The 22426-nt window shown below is 71.0% G+C and carries 14 protein-coding genes; 8 read left to right on the forward strand and 6 right to left on the reverse strand.

Annotated elements, in window-relative coordinates:
- The first annotated feature begins 192 nt into the window (after positions 1 to 192).
- Positions 193 to 1233 (forward strand): sulfotransferase, encoded by a 1041-nt coding sequence (locus tag ACWDVB_RS32130; RefSeq protein WP_451516956.1) that lies wholly within the window; start codon positions 193 to 195, stop codon positions 1231 to 1233.
- Between the two features lie 98 nt (positions 1234 to 1331).
- Here ACWDVB_RS32130 and ACWDVB_RS32135 read toward each other — a convergent pair whose 3' ends face one another.
- Positions 1332 to 3083 carry an FAD-binding oxidoreductase gene (locus ACWDVB_RS32135; RefSeq protein WP_451516955.1) on the reverse strand — a complete coding sequence of 584 codons (1752 nt, stop codon included), beginning with the start codon at positions 3081 to 3083 and terminating at the stop codon, positions 1332 to 1334.
- 206 nt (positions 3084 to 3289) lie between these two features.
- Positions 3290 to 4165 (reverse strand): sigma-70 family RNA polymerase sigma factor, encoded by an 876-nt coding sequence (locus ACWDVB_RS32140; protein ID WP_451516954.1) that lies wholly within the window; start codon positions 4163 to 4165, stop codon positions 3290 to 3292.
- A gap of 86 nt (positions 4166 to 4251) precedes the next feature.
- Between ACWDVB_RS32140 and ACWDVB_RS32145 the strand changes: the two genes are divergently transcribed.
- Entirely contained in the window at positions 4252 to 4710 is a 459-nt protein-coding gene (locus ACWDVB_RS32145; RefSeq protein ID WP_451516953.1) for a carboxymuconolactone decarboxylase family protein, read from the forward strand.
- A gap of 75 nt (positions 4711 to 4785) precedes the next feature.
- Here ACWDVB_RS32145 and ACWDVB_RS32150 read toward each other — a convergent pair whose 3' ends face one another.
- Complete coding sequence (locus ACWDVB_RS32150; RefSeq protein ID WP_451516952.1) at positions 4786 to 5493, reverse strand: NAD(P)-dependent oxidoreductase; 708 nt, start codon at positions 5491 to 5493, stop codon at positions 4786 to 4788.
- Between the two features lie 90 nt (positions 5494 to 5583).
- Here ACWDVB_RS32150 and ACWDVB_RS32155 point away from each other — a divergent pair, with 90 nt between their 5' ends.
- From ACWDVB_RS32155 to ACWDVB_RS32170, 4 genes are all read left to right on the forward strand, one after another.
- Positions 5584 to 6300 (forward strand): TetR/AcrR family transcriptional regulator, encoded by a 717-nt coding sequence (locus tag ACWDVB_RS32155; protein WP_451516951.1) that lies wholly within the window; start codon positions 5584 to 5586, stop codon positions 6298 to 6300.
- Between the two features lie 181 nt (positions 6301 to 6481).
- The gene (locus ACWDVB_RS32160; RefSeq protein ID WP_451516950.1) at positions 6482 to 7465 is read left to right on the forward strand and encodes a hypothetical protein; all 984 of its coding nucleotides are present in this window, start codon (positions 6482 to 6484) and stop codon (positions 7463 to 7465) included.
- Between the two features lie 50 nt (positions 7466 to 7515).
- The gene (locus ACWDVB_RS32165; RefSeq protein ID WP_451516949.1) at positions 7516 to 7665 is read left to right on the forward strand and encodes a hypothetical protein; all 150 of its coding nucleotides are present in this window, start codon (positions 7516 to 7518) and stop codon (positions 7663 to 7665) included.
- Between the two features lie 134 nt (positions 7666 to 7799).
- Positions 7800 to 8633: a hypothetical protein gene (locus ACWDVB_RS32170; RefSeq protein WP_451516948.1), complete on the forward strand. Its 834-nt coding sequence runs from the start codon at positions 7800 to 7802 to the stop codon at positions 8631 to 8633.
- Between the two features lie 58 nt (positions 8634 to 8691).
- On the opposite strand, the gene ACWDVB_RS32175 is transcribed toward ACWDVB_RS32170, so the two are convergent.
- Together ACWDVB_RS32175 and ACWDVB_RS32180 are read right to left on the reverse strand one after the other, a co-directional pair.
- The gene (locus ACWDVB_RS32175; RefSeq protein WP_451516947.1) at positions 8692 to 17007 is read right to left on the reverse strand and encodes a type I polyketide synthase; all 8316 of its coding nucleotides are present in this window, start codon (positions 17005 to 17007) and stop codon (positions 8692 to 8694) included.
- Between the two features lie 89 nt (positions 17008 to 17096).
- The gene (locus tag ACWDVB_RS32180) at positions 17097 to 18233 is read right to left on the reverse strand and encodes a S1 family peptidase (protein WP_451516946.1); all 1137 of its coding nucleotides are present in this window, start codon (positions 18231 to 18233) and stop codon (positions 17097 to 17099) included.
- 209 nt (positions 18234 to 18442) lie between these two features.
- Between ACWDVB_RS32180 and ACWDVB_RS32185 the strand changes: the two genes are divergently transcribed.
- Positions 18443 to 20887 carry a SpoIIE family protein phosphatase gene (locus ACWDVB_RS32185; RefSeq protein WP_451516945.1) on the forward strand — a complete coding sequence of 815 codons (2445 nt, stop codon included), beginning with the start codon at positions 18443 to 18445 and terminating at the stop codon, positions 20885 to 20887.
- A 10-nt stretch (positions 20888 to 20897) separates the two neighbouring features.
- Here ACWDVB_RS32185 and ACWDVB_RS32190 read toward each other — a convergent pair whose 3' ends face one another.
- Positions 20898 to 21461, reverse strand: a complete 564-nt coding sequence (locus tag ACWDVB_RS32190; protein ID WP_451516944.1) for a hemerythrin domain-containing protein — start codon at positions 21459 to 21461, stop codon at positions 20898 to 20900.
- Between the two features lie 771 nt (positions 21462 to 22232).
- On the opposite strand from ACWDVB_RS32190, the gene ACWDVB_RS32195 reads away from it, so the two are divergent.
- Entirely contained in the window at positions 22233 to 22385 is a 153-nt protein-coding gene (locus ACWDVB_RS32195; RefSeq protein ID WP_451516943.1) for a hypothetical protein, read from the forward strand.
- Positions 22386 to 22426 lie beyond the last annotated feature (41 nt).

The following is a 22426-nucleotide window of genomic DNA, read 5'->3' on the forward strand; positions in this document are numbered from 1 at the left end:
AGCGGAGGGCTGGCGATGCCGCGGCCGACGCCGCAGCGACCGCAGACACAGCCACCCCTTGCTGGTCCCCTATGCGGACCTCACGTACGAGGAGCAGGAGACCGACCGCATGCTGGCCCTGTAGACGGTGAAACCGATCCTGCTGTACGGCTACAGGTTCGGAGAACCGGACTCGGTCGTCTGGATCGGAGAGTGACCTTGCGCAGTCTGACCTTCGTCATCGGTACGGGCCGCAGCGGCTCCACCGCGCTGTCCCGCATCCTCAACACCCACCCCGACGTGCTCAGCCTCAACGAGTACATGGCCTCGGTCGGGGACACGGCCTTCCCTGACGGCCCGCTGTCGGGCCCGGAGTTCTGGGAGACCCTCTTCCGGCCCACCCCGTACTTCGCCAGCATGATCCGCAGCGGGCTGCTGATGCCGGAATTCCTCTACACCCGCCGCCCGGGGCGGTACACGGCGCGGACCACAGGCATCCCCGCGCTCTCCCTCATGGTGCTGCCCCACCTCACCGACGACCCCGACGGTCTGCTCGACGAGATCCGTACGGCGGTCGTCGACTGGCCCGACCGCACCGCCGCCGCACATCACGAAGCGCTCTTCGAGCTGCTCGGCGCACGGTTCGGCCGCACCGCTGTCGTGGAGCGCTCCGGTTACTCGACGGGCTGGGGGCCAGGGCTGCGCGACGCCTTCCCGTACGCCAGGTTCGTGCACCTCTTCCGGGACGGACCGGACTGCGCCCTGTCCATGAGCCGCCACTCCGGGTACCGCACGATCACCCTGATGCGTGAGATCGGGGAGCGGACGGGTGTCGACAGCCTGGCGGAGATGACGGCCAATCAGATCCACGCCCTACCGTCGGACTTGGCGCCCTTGCTCGGCGACAGCTTCGACCCCGCGCTCGTACGGGACCGGGAATTCCCCCTGCGACGGTTCGGCGACCTGTGGTCCGAACTCGTCATCCAGGGCGTGCGGTTCCTCGACGGCCTGCCGTCCGATCAGCGCATGACGCTGGCCTACGAGGATCTCCTCGACGCTCCCCGGCAGGAACTGGCCCGTCTCGCCGCGTTCGTCGGCGTCGACCCTTCCCCGGCGTGGTTGGACAACGCGTGCGCCCAGCTCGACGACAGCCGTCGCGGCTCAGCCGAGAAGCAGCTGACAGCCACCGAGCTCGACGAGTTGAGGAAGAGCTGCGCTCCGGGCGCTCGTGCGCTGGAGGGGAAGCCGGACTGACGACGTCCTGTGGCCACCGCCCCGAGCGGAGTGAAGGTGGCGGGGGCGGGGGCGGGGGCCACAGGGGTCTGCCGCGTGGTTACGGCAGGTGGACCGAGTTACGGCAGGCGTACCGACTGGGCGTGCCGGAAGATGTCCTTCGGGTCCCAGGCCGCTTTCGCCTTCTGCAGGCGGGCGTAGTTGTCCTTGTAGTAGAGGCTGTTCCACGCGGTCGACGAGGTGTTCCAGGCGGCGTCGCCGAGGTCCTTGTCGGGGTAGTTCACGTAGCAGCCGTCGTTGATGTCGTTCGGCACCGGGACACCGCCGGTCTCCGCGTACACGTCCTTGTAGAAGTCGCGGATCCAGGCCAGGTGCTTGGTCTCTTCGGCCGGGTCGGTCCAGTAGGTCTGGTACTGGAGCTTGAGCACGGAGTCGCGCTGCGGCACCGCGGTGTCGCCGGGCTTGACGCTGTTGATGCGGCCGCCGTACGAGTCGACCTGGAGCAGCGCGTCGCCGTTGCTGTAGTCGGAGCGCGTCAGGTGCTTGTACATCGCCTTGATCTGGGTGGCGGAGAAGCCCTTGCGCGCGTACGCCGACTTGTACTTGCCGTACAGCGTGGGGTTGCCGCCGCTGAGGTAGTCGGTGGCGATGTACCAGGGCAGCGTGCGCGGCTTCGCGAACTGCGGCATCGCCGCGTGCTCGCCCGACCGCTGGGTCATCGCCCGGCGGGTGACGCCCACGCCCGCGGAGACCGCGGCCAGGTAGTCGTCCAGGAGGGCCTGGGCATCGGGGACGGTGGCGTCCATCTGCGTGAGCAGGACGATCTCCGACCGTTCGGGGTTGGCACGCTGGTTCAGCTTCAGCAGGCCGAAGAGTGAGTTGTACTTGGAGTCCGGCGCGCTGTTCCGCTCGTGCCAGGTGCCCCAGTTCTGCAGGAGCCGGGTGAAGGACGCCTCAGTCATGTCCTTCCAGGGGAAGGCCGTGGCGTGCACGAAGACCTCGGACGGAGGCTTCGGCAGCAGTTTGGAGGGGTCGGTGCCGGTGGCGCCGGGCGAGCGCAGCCAGTAGCGGGTGATCAGGCCGAAGTTGCCGCCACCGCCGCCGGTGTGGGCCCACCACAGGTCCTTGAGCGCGGCGTCGGTGGAGTCGCGGGTCGCGACGACGGCCTTGGCCGTGCCGTTCTTGTCCACCGTGACGACCTCGACGCCGTAGAGGTGGTCGACGGTCAGGCCGTGCAGGCGGGAGAGCAGGCCGTAACCGCCGCCGGATATGTGGCCGCCCGCGCCGACGGAGGCGCAGGAGCCCGCCGGGAGCGTGACGCCGTACAGCTTGTAGAGCGCCTCGTAGATCTGGAGGTTTGAGGCACCGCCCTCGACCGCGAAGGCGTTCTTGGTGCTGTCGTAGTAGACCTGCGTCATCCCGGACATGTCGATGACGACCTGGACGTCCTTGTTGAAGACGAAGTCCTCGTAGCAGTGGCCACCGCTGCGGACGGTCAGCCGCTTGCCGGCGGCGACCGCGTCCTGGACGGCCCGTACGGCCTGGGCGGTCGTGGTGACCAGGCGGACGTAGTCGGGCTTGGCGACCCAGCGCTGGTTGGTGCCGCGCACCAGGTCGGGGAAGCGGGGGTCACCCGGGGTGACGGTGATGTAGTCGGACGTACCGGCCGCGGCCTGCGGGGCGTTGGCGACGGTGGTCGCGGCCGCCGCGCCGGAAGGTGCGGTGGCCTGGGCGGCCGCGGTCGCGGGCGGGGCGGTGGTCAGGGCCGCTCCGCCGGCGACCGCGGCGGCGCCGGTGAGGAGGGATCTTCGACCCAGCGATCTGCCCTGATTCGCCGCGCTCGACTCGGTTGTCTTATTTGTCCTTCTCATGGTCACACTCCACCAACGGGTCGGCTTGGAAAGGAAGTTGAAGACGCATCGAACGATGATCGATCACGACAGTAGCCCAGCGAGACAGGGGTGACGCAATAGCTTCAATGAGAAAACTGTCCGAACTGCCGGTCAAACTACGGTTGATTGCAGCATGTGCAACTATGTGCGGTCGAGTGACGGCTCGACCACTCTCCGCAGATGCTTCACACCGGGTCCGGCAGGTCCATGAGCGCGAGTTCGGCCGGATCGATCACGGCGGTGATCTCGGCGATGCGGCCGTCGGTGACGGTGAAGGTCAGGAGGGAGAGCGGGGTGCCGTCTTCGCTCCAGGAGATGACGCCGGGACAGCCGTTGACGGTCGCCGCATGGCCTCGTGCCGCGCTGCCGGCCACGCGCGCGCGGGTGGCGACTTCGGTGGCTCCGAGCGTGACGAACCGGCCGTTCGGCGTGTGGACGGTGAACTTCACTTCGGGGTGGAGAACCTCCAGCAGCTGCTCGAACCGACCGTCGCCGGCCGCGGCCAGGAAGGCCCGGACCACCTCGCGTCGCTGTCGTCCGGCGCTCGCCGGCTGCTGAGCGGCCTGTACTTTCCTGCGGGCGCGGCTGGTGAGCATTTTGGTCGCATCGGCGGACTTGCCGAGAATGGCGCCGATCTCCCCGTGGGGCACGGCGAACACGTCGTGCAGCACGAACGCCAGCCGTTCGTCCGGGCGCAGCGAGTCGAGGACCGTGAGGAGCGCGAGGCCGACGGAGTCCCCGAGGGCCACGAGGTCTTCCGGAGCAGGAGCGTCGTCGAGCGTCACGGTGACTTCGGCTGTCGGGTCGTCGAAGGAGACGTTCGGGCGGGTCCGGCCCGAACGGAGGAGATCGAGGCTGATGCGGCCGACCACGGTGGTCAGCCAGCCGCCGAGGTTGTTGATGGTGTCGGTGTCCTGGCGGGAGAGACGCAGCCACGCCTCTTGGACCACGTCTTCCGCGTCGGCGTGTGATCCGAGCACGCGGTAGGCAACGCCTCGGAGCCGTTCGCGGTGGGACTCGAAGGCATCGACGACCGGGTCCGTCGGATGGGTGCCGGGCATGTTGTTACCTCCATGGAAGCTGCTCCGTCATAGGGCTGACGGGCACAAGCCCGGCAACGTAACCCGATGAAGGAGAGCACTCCCCCATGGAAAACCGACTCAAGAACAAGAACACCCACAACACCGATGTGTGGACGGCGATCCAGCACCTCCACAAGGCGATCGCCGCCGGGGGCGTCGACCCGAAGCTGCTCACGCTCGTCCACCTGCGCGCCAGCCAGATCAACAGCTGCTCGGCGTGCGTCTACGCCAGTGTCGCCGGAGGGAAGAAGGCCGGTGAGACCCACGAGCGGCTGCACAACGTAGCGGCGTGGCGTGAGGCGCCGTTCTACACCGCCGCGGAGCGCGCGGCCCTGGCGCTGACTGAGGGCGCCACCCGGCTGCAGGACGGTGCGGAGGGCGTCACCGACGAGATCTGGGAAGAGGCCAACGCCCATTTCACCGAGGAGCAGATCGGCGCGATCAACCTGGAGATCGCGCTGACCAACTTCTTCAACCGACTCAACCGCACCGTCAAGGAACCGGCAGGCCAGACCTGGGGCTGAGTCCGGCGTGGAGCCTCTGCTGGTGTTGTCGCGCCGGCGAGGACGGGCCTCCCCGGCGGGTACTGGTCGCGGGCCTCAGTAGCCGATCATGAAGCGGCGCTGGACGAAGCGCGGCAGCTCCGCTTCGTCGATCAGGGCGACAGCGGCGTCCTCCGCCGAAACGCGGCTGCGGCCGTCGGCGTCCAGGACGGGCTGGTCACCGCCGACCCGGAAGCGACCGGTGCGCTCGCCGGGGAAGATGTCCTCGGCCGGGCTGAAGTACGTCCACAGTCGGTTGGAGGTGCGCAGAACGTTCAGGGCGTCGCGGTGGCCGCGTACTGCTGCCGCGTACTCGCGGGGCAGCCCGACCTGGTCGAGGACGGCGTGCAGGAGTTCGTCGGAGTCGGCGCGCACCACCCCCGGTTCGAGCTCCAGACTGCCGGCACCGCCGATCATGATGAGGCGGGTCCTCGGGTGGCTCTCCATCGCCTTCAGCAGGGCCCGCGCCGCGGTGGCGTAGACGGTGGGATCGGCGATCGAACGCTGCACGGTGTCCGCGATGTCCCTTGCGGCGTTGCCGGGCTGGAACCCGCTGATCAGCACGTCGAGCCCCGGCAGGACGGCCGCGATGCCCGCCGGGTCCAGGACGTCGACGCTCGCCCAGCGGATGTTGTCCCGGCGCTCGTCGCCCTCGATCCGCGAGGCATCTCGGCTGAACGCCGTGACGAGATGGCCGCGGTCGAGGGCCTCGGCGACCGCGCGGCTGCCGATGGTTCCGGTGGCTCCGATGACTCCGATGTGCATGGCTCTCCCCGTGTGTTCTGTGTTTCCGCTACTATACGGCGTGTAGTTTCAATACGGGCACCAAATAACATGACGCTGTAGAGTGTTCGCGTGACGAATACAGTCGGCGGAGGAAGACGCGAGCGCCTGCGCGCCGAGACAACGGCCGAGATCAAGCGCGTGGCACTGGAACTGATGGCCTCGGGCGGACCCGACGCCATCACGCTGCGGGCGATCGCCCGCGAGATGGGCATGACCGCCAACGCCATCTACGGGTACTTCGCCACCCGCGACGACCTGGTCACCGCGCTGGTCAACGACGTGTACACCGCCCTGGCCGACGCCGTGGACACCGCCTGGGAGACGTCACCTGCCACGGACCCCGCCACTCGGATCCGCGCATGGGCGTACGCCTTCCGGAGCTGGGCCCTGGCCAACCCCGAGGGCTTCCGCCTCATCTACGGAGACCCCGTTCCCGGCTACCGCGCTCCCGAGCAGGGCGCTGCCCCGGACGCCGCGCGCCGGGTCTGCACCGGACTCACCGCACTGGCAGCGGCCGCCTGGCCTCACGCCGAGAAGTTCTACGACGGCAGCGCGTTCGAGTGGTCCGACTTCGATGCCGGGCTTCTCGACAAGGTGCGCCCGGCATTCCCGGAACTGCCACCCGCAGCCGTCGCTCTCGCATTGCGGATCTGGGGCCACCTGCACGGTCTGGTGTCCCTGGAGGTCTACGGCCACCTGCGCAACCAGACCGTCAGCCCGGAAAAGCTCTTCCACGAGGAACTGGCCCAGCTCCTACGGACACTGGACCTTCCACGCGAAGCGTGACCCAGGGGCTCCGCGTCGGTCTTCCGGTGGCCTGTCAGGAACAGGGCAACCATTCGAGGCAGGTAAGGGTCTACCGACCGAACACACTCACGAGGAGACCATCATCACCGCCATACGCAAGACCCTGACCGCCACCGCAGTCGTCACCGCGGTCCTCGCCGGTTCCGCCGCCTGCGGCACCGTGGAGCAGCTGTCCGCCGGCCAGAAGCTCGACCAGGCCTTCCAGGACCTGGACCAGAAGAAGTCACTCTCCTTCGAGTTCTCCCTGGACACCGACGCCGCGTCACTCAAGGCACTGGACGACTCCTCGGCCCCGGAGTCCGGCGAGGGAATGCCGGACGAGACCGCGCGGCTGCTCAGCGACGCGAAGATCAGCGTCACCGTGCAGTCGAAGAAGCCGTTCGGCGAGTCCGGTGACAAGGACTTCGACCGCATGGCCATGAAGGTCAGCGGCCCGGACGGGCGCCTGGTCGAGTACCGGGTCATCGGCGACCACGCATACCTCCGTACCAACGTGGAGACGCTCGGCAAGGCCATGGGCACCCCCCTGCCGACGGCGGCGGACCTGCCCCCGGAGGCCGGTGCCCTCAAGAAGGTCCTCGAGGGCAAGTGGGTGAAGATCGACAGCAAGCAGATGGAGCAGCTCACCGGCGAGAACGGCGAAGAGCCGGGGGCCAAGCCCTCTCCGGAGCCCACCCTCGACGCCGCGACGCAGAAGAAGCTCATGAAGGCCGTGCGCGAGGTCGTCGCCCGTGAGGTCGACTTGAAGTCGGCCGGGGGCGAGGACGGGACCGAGCGCATCACCGCCACCGCGCCCTTCCGCACCCTGGCCACCGAACTGGTCGGCGAGCTCCGCCCGCTGGCGAAGAAGCTGCCGCCCGGTATGGAGCTGCCGACGAAGAAGGATCTGAAGGACGCCCCGGACGCCAAGGTGAGGGCGGACATCACACTGAAGAACGGGGAGCTGAAGGAGGTCCGCCTCGACCTCGCCAAGCTCGCCGAGAACACCAAGGTCAAAAAGCTCGGCCTGGTCATACGGATGACCGGCGGCATCGAGCCGACCGTCCCGGCCGGCGCCACCGAGCTGGACGTCGAGGAGCTGATGGAGGGAATGTTCGCCGGGATCGGCGCGGGAGACCTGGCCGGCGCTGCCGACGGCGCGTGACCGGAGGGCGCTTCCCCGAGGGCGCACCGGTCGTCGGGGAAGCCCCGTAAGTGAGTACGCGCGTACACACCACGGTCGGCTTCGCCTCGGAGGAAGGACGCTGTGGCCGCCGTCGCGGTCCGGACGTCATCGGCGGCCGCGCCGTCGGCCCGGGCCCGGCAGCGGCGGCCTGCCGGGCGTGGCGCCGCTTCCGCCGGTGAGCTTTGGCTTGCTGCTTCGGTGGTCACGTCCTGGTGCGGGCGGTTCGGTGGCCGCCGGTCGGCGATGCCGTACACCGTCGGCGTGGACAGTGGATCATGACTACACCATTTGTTTTGCTTGCAGGGAGAACTTGATGCCGAGCATCACCGGCCCGCTCGTCCGACGTGCCCGTAGATCGACGACAACTTTCGTGGCCGTGGCTGTCGCGCTCGGCGCAGCGGCCGGGTGCGGCTCCGTTGACCACGACGCGAAGGAGACCCGCACAGCAGGCAGCCCGAAGCGGCCGGCCGCCGGCGCCCCCGCGTCATCGGGCTCCGAGTCGAGCGGGGCCCGAGCCGCCAGGCTCATCGGCAAGGCGATCAACGTGACCCTCGATGAGGACTATCTCCGGTCGACCCGGCGGATGAGAACTGAGGGCACCACCGTCACGCACAGCGCGGTGCGCGGTGACACGACGGAATGCGAGGCACATGCCCGGAAGGGCGCCGCGAGCTTGGACTGGGTCATCACTCCGTCGGCGCTCTACACACGTGGCAGCAAGGAAGCCCTCATGCTGTCGCCCCAAGCCAAGAAGGACCCGGTACACGCGGAGGTGGTGGCTGACCGGTGGGTGAAACGTAACACCGGCGTCTACGAGATCATGCGTGACATGTGTGCGTCGAAGTCCCGGCGGAGCTGGCTGGAGGAACGGCTGCCTTCCCTGGACGAGCTCGGAGAGATGACCCCGACGCTGCGGCCGACGACGGTGCGGGGACAGCCCACGACCAGGATCACGTACAAGCGGGAGGGAGGGCCGGTGGAGTTCCACATCGCTGCCGAAGGCACCCCGTTCCTCCTGCGGGTCACCAATCCGGCCAAGGACCTCGATGAGTCGTTCAGCGACTTCGGCAAGCCCTTCCACGTGGCCGCTCCGCCGGGAGCGGTCACTGACTACGAGATGGCAGCAGAGGTTCTCGCGGCTCAGTGACCCGGCGGCGCCTGGGGGGTGGCCGCGGAACTCGGGGCCGCGTATCCGGTGTGTGGCCTCAGAGTTCGGTCAGCCAGTCGTGGGTGGCGAGTGCCGTCGTATGGGCGTGTGCCTCCAGTACGGTGAAGTGGTCGCCCGGCACGGTGACTTCGGCGTGTGCCAGGCTCCAGGGCGGGGCGGGTTCCGCGCCGGGCAGCGGGTCCCGAGCCCGTAGGTACAGGGTCGGGGCGGCGAGCCGCGCGGGTTTCCGGTCGGCGAAGAGTTCGAAGTAGCCGGCCATGGCGGTGAGCCGGTGGGGGTCGGCCGAAGAGGACCTCGCGGCTCGTCGCAGCATGTCCGACGTCATCGCGGAGAGCGACTGCCCGACGTCGTCCCCGTCGTGGGGGTAGGTGTCCACCAGCACGAGGGCGGCCGGGGCGGCGCCGTCGGCCTCCAGCCGCTCGGCCACCGCCTGGGCCACCCAGCCACCGGCCGACCTGCCGAGCAGCACCGGCCGTGCCCGCCCCGCGACGGCGCGGACCGCCGCGACGTGGGCGGTGACCAGGGCGTCCAGCGCGGTCGGCAGCGCCTCGCCGGGCCCGAAGCCCGGGTGCCGCACCGCCGAGACCGGGCGGAAGCCCTGGAGTTCGGCGCCGAGTTGCCCGTACTCGTGGGGCCCGGAGAGCGCGCTGAGGGACGGGAAGCAGATCAGCGGGGCGCCCGCGCCGCCCGATGCGAGGGTGACGGGTTCGAGTGCCGCACGCGCGGCCCCCGCGACGTCGAAGACCGGTCGCAGGCGTGCCGCGATGGTGAGCAGCACCATGCTGTCCCAGGTGCGGCCCCGGAGACAGGCGCTGCGGAAGAGCGCGCTCAGCGAATCCGGCGCGTCCCCGGCGTCCGGTACACCTCCCGCCCGTGTCGAGACCTCCGGGGCGCCGGGCGAACTGTCGGAAACGCCGTCCCGTACGTACCGCTCCGCCAGTTCGACGGCGACCGCCTGTGCCGTGGGGAAGTCGAACAGCAACGTGGACGGGAGTGTCAGCCCCGTCGACGCCGAGAGCTGGTTGCGCAGTTCTACCGCGGCCAGGGAGTCCAGTCCCAGGTCCGCCAACCGGTCGCTCGCGTCGATCGCGCTCGCCCCCTCCGGGTGGCCGAGGACGGCGGCTGCCTGCGACCGCACCTCCGTGAGCAGCAGGTCTGTCCGCTCGCTCGGGGAAGCGGCCGCCCATCGCCCGGCGAACCCGACTTCCACGGCGCCGGGCACGGGTGTCCGGTGGCCGCCCGCATCCGGTAGGGCATCGCTGAAGGCGGCCCGGGTGATGCGGGCCGCGACCACCTCAGGGTCGTCACCGGCCACGGCGGCGTCGAAGAGGGTCAGGCCCTCCTCCCGGCCGAGCGGGACGAACCCGGAGCGGGCCATCCTGTGCAGGTCCACTTCGGTGAGGTGCGCCGTCATGCCGTCACTCTGCTGCCACGGCCCCCAGGCGATGGAGGTGCCCGGCAGGCCGAGTTCTCTCCGGTGCCGCGCGAGCGCGTCCAGGACGTGGTTGGCCGCCGCGTAGTTGGCCTGGCCCGCGGAGCCGAAGACACCCGCCACGGAGGAGAACAGCGCGAACATCGCCAGGTCGTGCCCCTGCCCTTGGGTCAGCTCGTGCAGGGCGAGGGCCGTGGCGGCCTTGGGCCTCAGTACGCGTTCCAGGCGGTCGGGGGTGAGCGTGGCGGCGATGCCGTCGTCCAGCACGGCCGCGCTGTGGACGACACCGGTCAGCGGATGGGCCGCCGGTACGGAGTCGAGCAGGGCGGCGAGCCGCGTCCGGTCCGTGAGGTCGCACGCCCGCACCCTCACGTCGGCTCCCATCGCGGTGAGTTCGTCGACCAGTGCCTCCACTCCCGGCGCCCGCGGTCCGCGTCGGCCGGCGAGGAGCAGATGCCGTACGCCATGGTCGGTGACCAGGTGCCGAGCGACCAGCATGCCGAGCGAACCGGTGCCGCCGGTGATCAGTACGGTGCCCTCGGGATCGAGTCGCCGGTGGGGATGTTCCTCGCGGTGGTCCAGGCGTACGAGCTCGGGTACGAACGCTTTCCCGTTCCGTACGGCCGTCTCCGGTGCCGGTGCCGGTGCGGCCAGGAGAGTGGGGAGGAGCTGCCAGGAGTCGGGGTGGTCGTCCACGTCGAGCAGGGCCAGACGGCCCGGATGCTCGCGGAGGGCCGAGCGGACCAGACCCCACACGGCGGCGTGAGCCGGTACGAAGTCCTTCGCGTCGGCGTTCACGTCGGCAACGGCGTCGGGACCGGCCGCATCGCCGTCGACCGGGGAGACGGCACCGGAGGTGACGAGGACGAGGCAGGAGTCGGCCGGCCGTGGCTCGGCGAGCCAGTCCTGAATGAGCCGCAGGGCCCGGCTCGCCGTCTCCAGCATCTGCGCCGCCGGGTCCTGCGCGCCGAGCGGCGTCTCCGACGGCGACGGACATGAGGCGACGATCACGGCCGGTGAACCGTCGCCCGCCGATGCCGGATCGGGGTAGACCGGAACGCCGGATCCGCGGGGAGCGAGGGCATCGACCAGCCGTGTGCCGACCGGCCCCAGTACGCCCCATGAGGGCGCGGTCGCGGATACGGGGGGCGGCTGGGGCAAGGGCACCCAGTCCATCCGGTGGAGAAGACCGGTGTCCGGGTCCGCCGTACTCGACCCGGTTTCCGGGAGCGGCCGCAGCGTCAGCGAACGCACCGTCGCCACCAGGGCCCCTCCCCCGTCGGTCAACTCCACCCGGGCCCGGCCGTTCGGCCCGGGAGAGATCCGCACCCGCAGCCGTTGCCCGCCGACGGCGTCCGCGTGCAGCGTCACGCCTTCGAAGGCGAACGGCAGACGCACCCCGTTGCCGTCGGCCCGGCCCGGCCCGGCACGACGCGGCAAGCGGCTGTCGAGAGCGAGGACGTGCAGGGCCGCGTCCAGCAGCGCGGGGTGCAGCAGGAAGTCCGAGCCACTTCCCCGCGTGAGGGGGACCTGCGCGCCTTCGGGCAGCGCGACTCCGGCCAACGCGCCCTCGGGCAGGGCGACTTCCGCGTAAAGCTCCTCCCCGTGCCGCCAGGCGCCGCGCAGGCCCCGGAAAGAGGGGCCGTAGTCCAACCCGGACCCGGCCAGCGCGTCGTACGGGTCACCGGCCGCCCCGTCGGCGTGCAGCGGGACGGCACCCGGCGGCGGCCAGGTATCGGTGCCGACCGTGGCGCGGTGCTCCGGCTGCCGTTCCGGTACGAGTGTCCCGGAGGCGTGCAGGCTCCAGGGGCGGTGGTCGTCCGACGTATGCGGCCGGCCGTGGAAGAGGGCAGTTCGGCGTCCCGCGGCGTCCGGGCCCGACAGCGTCACCTGGAGGTCGACGGTTCCGTCCGGGGGCAGCACCAGCGGCGTGGTCAGGGTGAGTTCGTCCAGGCCGGGCGTGCCGACCGACGCGCCGGCATGCAGGGCCATCTCCACGAAGGCCGTTCCCGGCAGCAGCACCGCCCCTGCCACCGTGTGGTCGGCCAGCCAGGGGTGGTCATGCGTGGAGAGCGGCCCGGCAAGCAGCAGCCCGCCGTCGGCCGTGGCGGTGCGGTGGGTCAGGAACGGATGGGCCGGCTTGTCGGGTGCGGGTACGGGTGCGGGCGCGGGCCCGTGTCGCGAAAAGGCGTCGAGCCAGTACCGGCGGCGCTCGAAGGCATACGTGGGCAGGGGAACGCGCCGAGGGCGGTGACCGGCGAAGACGGCTTCCCAGTCGACGGGCACCCCATGGCTGTGCAGGGCCGCCACGGTCTCGGTCAGTGCGTCCGCTTCCGGCCGGGCTTTGCGCAGTGTCGGCAGGATCAGCGTCGCCGGAGGCGGCTCGGGATTGGACTCGGGATTGGACTCGGGCCCGGTTTCAGACCGGGGCCCGGCGAGGCAGTCCCGTACCAGGCCGGACAGCACCCCGTCCGGACCCACCTCTACGAAGTGCGCCGCGCCACGGTCCCGCAGGTAGGTCACCGTATCGGCGAAGAGGACCGGGCGGCGGACGTGGTCCACCCAGAACTCCGGTGAGCGCAGCTCCTCCTCGGTGGCCGCACGTCCCGACACGGCGGTGACCAGGGCAAGCCGCGGCGCGGCGAAGGTCAGGGGGCGCACCGCCTCCGCGAAGTCGGCCAGCATGGGTTCCATCCGTACGGAGTGGAAGGCATGGCTCACCCGCAGAGGTGTCGCGGACCGACCCTGCTCGCGGAATTCCGTGACGATCCGCGAGACGGCCGCCTCGTCCCCGGAGACGACCACGGAGGAGGGCCCGTTGACGGCGGCGACCTCCACGGCACGACCCGTCCCGATGCAGTCCATCCCGGTGAGGTGGCTCGTCACGTCCTGCGCACTCGCGTCCAGGGAGGCCATCGCGCCGCCCGGAGGCAGCGCGTCCATGAGCCGGCCCCGGGCCGCCACCAGCGCGCAGGCGTCCTTGAGGGACAGCACTCCGGCGACGTGCGCCGCGGTCACCTCGCCGAGCGAGTGCCCGGCCACCAGATCGGGGCGCACACCCCACTCCGCCAACAGCCGGAACAGGGCCGTCTCCAGGGCGAAGAGCGCGGGCTGCGCGAACCGGGCCGTCGCGAGGAGCGCGCCCGTCTCCGTGCCGGGACCGGCGAACACGACGTCTCGCAGGGGCACCGGCAGCCAAGGGTCGAGCAGGGAGCACGTCTCGTCGAAGGACCGGGCGAAGCCCGGGTACAGCTCCCGTGCCGCGTACAACTCCCGCCCCGTACCGAGGTGTTGGCTGCCCTGGCCGGTGAAGAGAAAGGCCAGCGGGCCTCGGCGGCGGGACGTGCCCGTCCGCACTCCGGGCGGGCTGGCCCCTTCGGCCAACCCCTGGAGGGAGGTGAGTAGTTGGGCGCGGTCGCGGGCCACCGCCACGGCCCGGTGCTCGAAGGCGGTCCGGGTGGTGGCGAGCGCGTACCCGATGTCCAGTGGGGTCGCGTCCGGGTCGGCGGCCACCCGCGCGTACAGCCGTCGTGCCTGGGCCCGCAGCTCGGACGCGCTCCTCGCCGCCACGGGGACGGCGAAGGACGCCGCTACCGGCACGGGGATCGACGAGGGGGCGTCCGCGTCCGCCGGTGCCTCCTCGATCACCACATGGGCGTTGGTGCCGCTGATGCCGAAGGAGGACACTCCGGCCCGGCGCGGGCGGTCCGTCCTCGGCCACGGCACCGACCGGGACAGGAGCGCCACCCGCCCCGACGACCAGTCGACCCGGTCGGTCGGTACGTCGGCGTGCAGCGTGCGCGGCAGCAGACCGTACGCCATCGCCTGCACCGTCTTGATCACTCCCGCCACTCCCGCGGCGGCCTGGGTGTGACCGATGTTCGACTTCACCGAGCCCAGCCGGAGCGGACGTTCCCGCGGCTCGCGCCCGTACGTCGCCAGGAACGCCTCTGCCTCGATGACGTCACCGAGCCGGGTACCGGTGCCGTGCGCCTCCACCGCGTCGATGTCCTCGGGCGTCAGCCGCGCCTGCGCGAGGGCCTGCCGGATCACTCGCTGCTGCGCCGGTCCGTGGGGTGCCGTCAGTCCGTTGCTCGCTCCGTCCTGGTTGACCGCCGAGCCGCGCACCACCGCCAGCACGGGAAGCCCGGCGCGGCGCGCCTCGGACAGCCGGGTCAGCAGCAGCATGCCGGCGCCCTCGGCCCACCCGGTGCCGTCGGCGCCGGCCCCGAACGCCTTGCAGCGGCCGTCCGGGGCCAGCGCCCGCTGCCGGCTGAACTCCACGAACGACGACGGCCCGGACATCACCGTGACGCCGCCGGCCAGCGCGAACGAGCACTCCCCGCGCTCCAGCGCCTGGGCCGCCAGGTGCAGGGCCACCAGGGACGACGAGCATGCCGTGTCCACGGTGAGAGCCGGCCCCTCCAGGCCGAAGGTGTAGGCGATGCGGCCCGAGGCGACGCTGCCCGCGTTGCCCAGGCTGAGGTAGCCCTCGATCTGCTCGGGCGTCTCGGCGAGACGGTTCGCGTAGTCGCTGTACATCATCCCGACGTACACCCCGGTCGGCGAACCGCGCAGGGTGCGGGGTACGAGCCCGGCGTGCTCGAAGGCTTCCCAGGCCACTTCAAGGAGCAGCCGGTGCTGCGGGTCCATGGCGACGGCCTCGCGGGGCGATATGCCGAAGAAGCCGGGATCGAAGCGGTCGACGCCGGAGAGGAAACCGCCCTCACGCACGTACGTCCGGCCGGGCCGCCCGGGGTCCGGGTCGTACAGGGCCCGCGTGTCCCAGCCGCGGTCGGTCGGAAACGGGCCGATGGCGTCCCTTCCCTCGGCCACCAGCTTCCACAGCTCCTCGGGGGAGGTCACGCCTCCGGGGTAGCGGCAGGCCATCCCTACGATCACCACGGGGTCGTCGTCCGGCCCGGCACCGCCCACGCCCGCGCCCGCGTGCGCGGTGCCGGTGGCGCGCTGAGCGGCGGCGCCGCGCGAGCGGAGGTGGGCGGCCAGCGCCGCGGCCGTGGGGAAGTCGAAGGCGACGGCCTCGGAGAGGGGAAGACCGGTGGCCGCCGACAGGCGCTCCCGGAGTGCGGTTGCCGTCAGCGAGTCCATGCCCAGGTCGCGGAGGGCGGTCTCGGGCTCCACCTCCTCCACCGCACAGCCGACCAGTGCCGCCGTCTCACCGCGCACCAGGGCCAGCAGGTCATCCAGGGGCGACGGGTCGTCCAGGGCCAGCAGGTCATCCGTCGTGCCGGTCTCCGTCCCGGCACGCAGCGCCCGCGCGCTCAGGCCCGCCAGGGCGTACCGCTGGACCTTCCCGGAGGCCGTACGGGGAATGTGGTCCACCTCGTACAGATCGGCGGGCACCTTGTAGGCGGACAGTTCCGCGCGGCACGCGGCCAGCAGAGCGCCTCCGTCCAGAGTGCCGCCACCGTCGGCCCCGGGAACCACGTAACCGACCGGCACCTCGCCGAAGACGGGGTGCGGGCGTCCGCCCACGGCGGCGTCCGCGACGCCGGGCAGCCGCCGCAGCACCGCCTCCACCTCCGAGGGATGGATGTTCGTACCGCCCCGGATGATCAGGTCGCTCGCCCGGCCGGTGATCACGAGCTCGCCGGACGGCTCGATCCTCGCCAGGTCACCGGTACGGAACCAGCCGTCGCGCAGCACCTCGGCGGTGGCCTCCGGCGCGCCGTGATAGCCGGCCATGACTCCGGGGCCGCTCACCCACAACTCGCCCTCACCGGTGTCCTGTCCGTCCACGCCGCCCCCGACCCGGATCCGGGTGCCCGGCAGCGCACGGCCGCAGGACTCGCCCGCCGACGCCTCGCCGGGTGCCGTCATGGTGACCGGGCCGGCCTCGGTGCTGCCGTAGTGCTCCAGGTAGGGGACGCGGCAGACCGCCTCGAAGGACCTGCGGAACTCGGGTCCGGCGGAGGCGCCTCCGCTGACGCAGCCGCGCAGCGCGGGCGTGCCGAGACCGCTGTCGCGGCGCTCGCCGTCCCTACCCTGTACGTCGTCGAGGCCCCGCACCTCGTCGAGCAAGGCCGAGTACGTGGTCGGTACCCCGCCGAGGAGTGTGCAGGGAGCGTCCTCGCGGCGCAGTTCACCGAGGACATCCCGTACCGAGAACCGGGGCAGCAGCACGGCGCTCGCCCCGGTCACGGTCACCCCGAGGACGCAGACCACCTGGCTCATGGCGTGGTGCAGCGGCAGCGGCCACAGCAGCCGGTCCCGTTCCGACAGGCCGAGCACACCGACGAGGCCCGCCTCGACCGGCGCCAGGCGGTTGCGCTGCGTGGACAGCACTCCCTTGGGGGCACCGGAGGAGCCGGAGGTGTACAGCATCCACGCCACCTCATCCAGCCCCAGATCGTCCCGGGCGGGCGTCACCGCCTCCGTGCCCGCCAGATCCTCGTACCGGACGACACCGCCCCGCGCACCGGACGCGTCCGGCCGCACGCCCGGATTGTCGGCGGTGAAACGACCGTCACCGTCCTCCTCACCGCCGCCCTCGGCCACCACCAGAGTCAGACCGGGGCGGGAGCGCAGCCCCGGCTGACGGTTCAGCCTCGCCTCATCGGTGACGAGCACACGCGCACCGCAGTCGTCCAACAGACGATCCAGTTCCGCTTCCGGGACACCTGCGTCCAGCGGTACGCCCACCGCGCTCGCCCGGACCGCGGCCAGCAGGCTCTCGACCGCCTCGACGCGGTTGCCGAGCAGGACGGCGACCCGCTCGCCCCGCGCGAGCCCGAGCCCGAGCCCGGCCAGGTGACCGGCCAGCCGTCCGGTCCGCCGCTCCAGGTCCCGGTAGGTCCTGCGCACTCGGCGGTCCTGGAAGGCGACCTTCTCCCCACGGAGTGAGACATGGTCCCGAAGGATCTCCGGGATCGGCCTGATGACGTCCTCGCCTGTACTCACTGGATCGAACTCTTCTCTCTCTGCGCCTCGTTGAGGGCGGTGGCGCGGCGCGCGGCACGTCCAGTATCAACAATCCGTCCCCGCGGCCTTCAGTCGCCACCGGCACTGATCTCGGCGCCGACCGCGGCCAGTGCCGTGGTGACGGGCTGGAAGAATGTCTCGCCGCCCGCGGTGCAGTCGCCGCTGCCGCCCGAAGTGAGGCCGATCGCGCTCCCGTCGCGGGTGAACAGCGGACCCCCGCTGTCTCCCGGTTCGGCACAGACATCGGTCTGGATGAGCCCGGTGACCGTGCCTTCCGGGTAGTTCACTGTGGCGTCGAGCCCGGTGACCACTCCGTCCCGGAGCCCAGTGGTGCTGCCCATGCGGGACACTTCCAGCCCGACGGCCGCGTCGGCGGCCCGAACGATCTGTGTGGCCTGGCCGTTGCCCGTATCGACCTCGCCCGGCGCGGCCACAGCCGGATCGTCGTACGTCACCAGCGCGAAGTCACCGTCTCCCGGGAACGTCGCCGCCTGGACGGTACCGATCGGCGCGCCGTTCGGGTCCTCCGACCACTGCTGGGCGGCGACCCCGCAGTGTCCCGCGGTGAGGAATCCGGGGCGCCCGTCCTCGGCCGTCACATTGAACCCGAGCGAGCAGCGCGCGCCGCCCCCGAAGATCGCGTCACCGCCCGAGGCGAAGAGCTTGAACTCCCCCGCGGACTTCTGAACGCGGGCCATTCCCGTACCGAGCGACGCGACGGTCGCCTCCAGACTGTCCCACCGTTCTCCGGTGACCGTGCGGTCGGCCGTGACCAGGATCTGATTGGTCCTGGGGTCCGTGGCCCACGCGGTTCCGGACATGTCGGCGCGGTGGGACAGCGTCCGCGCGGCGGTCCCCAGTGCGCCCGCACTGTTACGGACACTGCGCGCCACCGCCCCGGCCTTCTTCACCCGCACGTTCGCGTCCTTGTCGTTGCCTACGACGTTGACGACGAGCTGCTGCTTGTGCTCGTCGTAGAACGCCCCGCCGTAGGCGTCGCCGAGCTGCGCGGCCAGCCGCTCGGCAACCCTTGTCGCCGATGCCGCGCCGACCTGTCGGGCCTCGGGCCCCGACCCGGCCCCCGCCCCGGACTGCCCGGACTGCGCGGCACCGGCATGCTGCAGCAGGACACCCGCGGTGGCTATGCCCATCGCTGCGGCTCCGGCCAGAACGGCCTTCCGCTTGGGGATTCGTTTGTGCCTCAACTCGTCGCCTCCTGTGGGATACCGGGTTCGATCACCGGCTGGGCCGGGAACACGTTCGGCTCCTGGATACGGACGGGACGAGGGTTGTGTTCAGTCGGCGATCGCCTTACCAGACGTTGCTGTCGGCGGCAACGGCAGGCGCGGGCGCGGTTGTGCATGCCTCGGGGACGGCGGATTCTGTAGGGAATGAACGGGGCTGGTGTGGCGTCATGACTGCATGGAACGCGGAGCGGAGTGCTGACTTTCGTGGTCCCCTCGACATCGCCAGGGCGGCCACCGCGGTCGTCGACGCGCAGGACATGGTCATCGGGTGGAGCCCCGGGGCGGAGCGGCTCCTCGGCTATCAGCCGCAGGAGATCATCGGCCGCCCCCTCGCCACGTTTCTGTTGTCACCCGGTCCTGGTCACGGTCCCGGTCCTGGTCACGGTCCCGGTCCTGGTCCGGCGCCCTTCGCCCTTCCGCTGACTCCCGAGTTCCGGGGGAACGAGATCCGTATCGCCCGGCACCGGGACGGGCGTGAGCTGGTCGTCGCCACCGCGGTGTGTCCCCTGGCCGGCGCCGGGCCCGGGGCCGGGGCCGCGGCGCGCGTCGTCGTCGCTACGGAGCTGCGGGATCTGCGGCTGTGGGAGTCCCGGCTGGCCCTGTTGCACGGACTGGCCACCCAGTCACCCGTCGGCCTCGCCATCTACGACACCGACCTGCGCCTGATCTGGTGCAACGCGGCGTACGAAGGGGAGATCGGACGCCCGTTCGCCGAGTTCCGCGGCGCTCGGGCCGATGAGCTGTACTCCGAGGGAAAATTCGTGAGCAAAGGGCATCCGCCCACTCTCGACGCGGTGATGCGTCACGTACTGGAGACCGGAGAACCCTTTCTTGACCTGCACTTTCAAGGTCGGCCTCCCACCGACCCGGAAACCGACCACCTCTGGTCCTGTGCCTACTATCGGCTTCAGGACGCCGACGGACACGTGTTCGGAGTGTGCGAGGACGCGTTCGACATCTCCGATCGCTACAAGGCGCAGCGACGGCTGGCCCTGCTCGTCGAGGCGGGCCGCGGCATCGGGACCGCCCTCGATGTGACGGCCACGGCCGAGAAGATCACCGAGGTGGCGGTACCGGAGTTCGCCACCACGGTGACGGTCGACCTCGCGAGGGCGGTGCTGGAGGGCGAGGTGCCTGCCACCAGCGGCTCGGCGGCGATGTCTCTGGTACGGGTCGCCCGATGCTCAGCGGACGAGGCCGAGGACGCCGACCGGAAGAAGCCGGAGCAGCAGCCCCTTCCCGTGCAGTACCCGTCTGGTTCACCGCAGGATCGCAGCCTCTCCTCGGGGGGCCTCGTGTTCGACGACATGACCCTGGTCGTGCCGTTGCGGGCCGGGAACAGCATCCTGGGACTCGTCACCTTCGTACGCGACATCGGTTCGGCCACCTTCGACAGCGGCGAAGTGGCGCTGGCCGACGAGTTGGTCGCCCGTACGGCCGTGTCCATCGACAACGCCCGCCGATTCACCCGTGAGCGCACCGCCTCCCTCGCCCTCCAACGCCAGTTGCTGCCGCGCCAGGTGCCGGAGCAGTCAGCGGTCGACCTGGCCTACCGCTATCTGCCCACGGACGATGTGACAGGGGTCGGCGGTGACTGGTTCGACGTCATCCCGCTGTCCGGGACCCGGGTCGGGCTCGTGGTGGGGGACGTGGTCGGCCACGGTCTGCAGGCGGCCGCCACCATGGGGCGGCTGCGTACGACCGTACGCGCGTTCGCCCAGATGGACATGGACCCCGTCGAGCTGCTGTCGCGGCTCGACGATCTGGTGGCGCAGTCGGCGGACGAGCAGTGGGGCGAGCCGGGGACGTCCGGCGGCGCCTACGCCGACGTGACCACCGGGGCGACCTGTCTTTACGCGGTCTACGACCCGGTCTCGCGGCGCTGCGTCATGGCCAGAGCCGGGCACCTGCCGCCCGCGGTCGTCGACCCGGACGGCCGGCTGTCCTTCCCGGAGCTGCCCGCCGGCCCGCCCCTGGGCCTCGGCGGCCTGCCGTTCGAGTCCCTGGAGATCGAGCTGCCGGTGGGCAGTCTGCTGGCTCTCTTCACCGACGGCCTGGTCGAGGCCCGCGACCGCGACATCGATCACGGACTCGACGCCCTGGGACGGGTACTCAGCGACCAGCACGCCTCACTCGAAGAACTGTGTGACCGGGCGGTAGCGGAACTCCTGCCGGGCGGCTCGACGGCCGATGACACGGCCCTGCTGCTCGTCCGTACGCGCGAACTCGACACGGCGCAGGTCACCGAGTGGGAACTGCCCGCGGAACCGGTCGCCGCCGGCCGCGCCCGGGACCTGACCACCCACCAACTGCACCACTGGGGCCTCGGGGAGCTGTCGTTCGCGACCGAGCTCGTCGTCAGCGAGCTGGTGACCAACGCGGTCAGATACGCCGAAGGGCCGATCCAAGTACGCCTCATCCGTGACCGCACCCTCCTGTGCGAGGTCGCGGACCGGGGCCACACCTCACCGCACCTGCGCCACAGCGGCGAGGACGACGAAGGCGGGCGGGGCCTGTTCATCGTCGCGCAACTCGTACAGAGGTGGGGGACGCGCTACACCCCCTCCGGCAAAACCATCTGGACCGAGCAGGCCTTTCCCCGGGCTCCTTGAGGCCAGGAGTTCAGGAGTCCTTGCCGCGCCCCGAGAGGGCGTCCCTGATGCGGTCCACCATGCCCACGCCGGGAGCCAGCAGCTTGTTGCCCGGCGGAGTGTCGGGGGCAGAGGGGTGCGGGCGGGTCGGCGCCGTCTTCTTCGCCCGGCGGACCTTGTCGCCCAGCTCCGACAGGGTGTCGCCGGTGGCGGCCTCCCGTAGCCGGGGGAAGAGGTTGTCCTCCTCGTCGCGGATGTGCGAGCGGATCTCCGTCATCAGCTCGCCCATGAGCCGGTCGAACTCGGGGTCGTCGGCTTCGACGCCTTCCAGGTCCTTCATGGTCTGTTCGGCCTCGGCGTGGTCCTTGAGCTCCTTGTCGGCGGTGGCGTCACCGCCCGGCACCAGTTCGCGCACGGCCGGGTAGAGGTACTCCTCCTCGGCGACCGAGTGCCGCACCAGCTCGATGACGGCCTGTTCGGCGTAGACCTTGCGCTGCTTGTCGCCCGGGGGCAGCGCCTGGATCTTCCCGAAGAGCTCCTCGACCTCCCGGTGGTCGGTGGTCAGTTCCGCGATGACGTCTCCGCCGTGACCCATGATGTGTCCCGTCCTTTCCCTCTCGTGGCGCTCTCGTGGCGCTCTCGTGGCCCTCTCGCGCCAAGTGCCATGACCGTGTATCCCTGGCTGTTGACGCGCAAACGGGACGCCTCGGCATTCGGCGCAACAGCGCGGTGATCTCTTCCGCCTCCCGAGAACCGAACATGACCGAGATCGCGTGTAACGGTCGACCGCATCAGCACGGTCGGGGCACAGGCACATCGGATGGCGGCCTCGGCCGACTCCGGGACCCGGCCGGACCGTAGGGAAGAGAGAACCCAGCGCGAGGGCGGGGAACAAGAAGGTCGTTCGGCTCAACCGCGGCAAGGGCCGCGAGCAGGTCACGATCTCGGTGCGGCGCGAGGCCGGGCACCTGTACGTCGTGCCGCAGGACTCCCAGGCCCTGATCGACGCGGGCAGGCTGGACCGGCGGCTCTTCGACGTCACGCAGCTCGTCAAAAACAAGTACGACGACGTGCACCGCGCTTCACTGCCGCTGATCGTCGGGTACCGGCCCGGCCGGTCAACGCTCGCGCGGGCGACACCTTCAAGGACCTCGCCCGTGACCGCCGCGCGCTGCCCGCCGTGGGCCGCGAGGCGTTCAGCACGCCCAGTCCGGTACGGCGGGCCTCTGGTCGGCGCTCACGGGCGGCACCGGCGCGCGGGACGGTCGTACGAACGCGCGTACCACCGCCGTCCTGGACACCGGGGTCGGTCGATCAGACGCACCCGGACCTGAAGAGCGTTCAGGTCGCCGAGAAGAGCTTCACCTTGTCACCCGACGCCGAGGACCGCATCGGCCACGGCACGCACGTCGTCTCGACGCTCGCGAGGGCATGGCAGACCGCGCTCCGGCACCTCGGTGCGGGAGCGGCCGGACAGCTGGCGGGAACGGGGCGCGGCAGGCACAGAGAGGACCCCTGAGCCCTCAGGGGGCGGGACCAGTGGCCGCCGGGATGATTCCC

The organism is Streptomyces sp. NPDC003379 (genome assembly GCF_053589195.1).

Excerpts from the sequence above, each read along its gene's own strand:
- ACWDVB_RS32135 (WP_451516955.1), bottom strand. The coding sequence starts at position 3,083 with ATGAGAAGGACAAATAAGACAACCGAGTCGAGCGCGGCGAATCAGGGC.
- ACWDVB_RS32140 (WP_451516954.1), bottom strand. The coding sequence starts at position 4,165 with ATGCCCGGCACCCATCCGACGGACCCGGTCGTCGATGCCTTCGAGTCC.
- ACWDVB_RS32145 (WP_451516953.1), top strand. The coding sequence starts at position 4,252 with ATGGAAAACCGACTCAAGAACAAGAACACCCACAACACCGATGTGTGG.
- ACWDVB_RS32150 (WP_451516952.1), bottom strand. The coding sequence starts at position 5,493 with ATGCACATCGGAGTCATCGGAGCCACCGGAACCATCGGCAGCCGCGCG.
- ACWDVB_RS32170 (WP_451516948.1), top strand. The coding sequence starts at position 7,800 with ATGCCGAGCATCACCGGCCCGCTCGTCCGACGTGCCCGTAGATCGACG.
- ACWDVB_RS32185 (WP_451516945.1), top strand. The coding sequence starts at position 18,443 with ATGACTGCATGGAACGCGGAGCGGAGTGCTGACTTTCGTGGTCCCCTC.
- ACWDVB_RS32190 (WP_451516944.1), bottom strand. The coding sequence starts at position 21,461 with ATGGGTCACGGCGGAGACGTCATCGCGGAACTGACCACCGACCACCGG.